The following is a 1,100-nucleotide window of genomic DNA, read 5'->3' as shown; positions in this document are numbered from 1 at the left end:
GTGGTACAGGGAGGGGCGGGTCAGGGCGTCGTGAAGGTCCCGGGTCCGGTTGGAGGTCAGGATCACGATGGGGGGATGGGTGGCGCGGATTGTGCCCAGCTCCGGGATGGTGACGGCGGATTCGGCCAGCAGTTCAAAGGTGAAGGCCTCGAATTCGGCGTCGGCGCGGTCGATCTCGTCCAGGAGCAGCACGGCAGGCCGCGGGCCGGGATGTTCCAGCGCCTGCAGGAGCGGGCGCCGCAGCAGGTACTGGGAGGCAAACAGGTCCGTTTCCGTGACCTCGGTGTCGCGGACTTCGGCCAGCCGGATGCCGAGCAGCTGGCGCTGGTGGTTCCACTCATAGAGGGCCTCACCGGCGTCGATTCCCTCGTAGCACTGCAGCCGGTACAGCGGGGTGTCGAGGAGCTCGGCCAGCGCCTTAGCGGCCTCCGTCTTCCCGACCCCCGCCTCGCCCTCGAGCAGGATGGGCTGCGGCAGGCGGACAGCCAGGAACAGGGCCGTCGCCAGTCCGACGTCGGCCAGGTAGTTGGCCCGGTCCAGCGCGGCCATCAGCGATCCGACATCCGGGACCCGGCGCCGCACGTCCTCCTCCGCGCCGGCCCGCGCCGCCGCCGTCATAGGGCCCCCAGCAGCCCGGCAAGGAGGCGCCGGTAGTCATCTTCGGTGTCGACGTCCGGGGGGACGGGGCCGGCTGTGCGGACCTCGACGCCTGTGTCCCCGTGCAGGGCGGCCAGGTCCGGCAGCAGGCGCCGGGCAAACGCCATCGGGTGGCCCACGCCGTCGTCGTAGCGGCACACCGCGATGCCGGCAGTGTGCGCAGGAGTGGGCTGCAGGGCGCCAAGCACTGCCCGGACGCTCGCGGCCCGGACACCGGGCTGATCGCCGAGCAGCAGGACGACGGCGCTGGTGCCCGGATGGAGGGCGGCGAGCGCCGTGGCGATCGAGGACGCGCACCCTTCGCCGAAGTCCGGGTTGAGCACCACATCGCAGCCGCTGGTGTCCACAGTGCGCTCCAGGTCGGCCGCTGCGCCGCCCAGGGCCAGCACCGTCTGGCCGAAGCCACAATTCCGGGCAGTCGCCAGGACGGCATCGAGCAGCAC

General features: G+C 71.9%; 2 protein-coding genes. Both read right to left on the bottom strand.

Going from position 1 to position 1,100, the window contains the following annotated elements; translation table 11 throughout:
* On the bottom strand, window positions 1–618 hold a 618-nt coding region (locus LQV45_RS34840; RefSeq protein WP_308288971.1), incomplete at its 3' end, for a MoxR family ATPase.
* On the bottom strand, window positions 615–1,100 hold a 486-nt coding region (locus tag LQV45_RS34835), incomplete at its 5' end, for an NTP transferase domain-containing protein (RefSeq protein WP_230012511.1). The genes LQV45_RS34835 and LQV45_RS34840, both read right to left, overlap by 4 nt.

This window comes from Microbacterium sp. Bi128 (genome assembly GCF_918698205.1).
The sequence above is the reverse complement of the archived record's forward strand: the minus strand, read 5'-3'. Positions and strand labels throughout refer to the sequence as shown.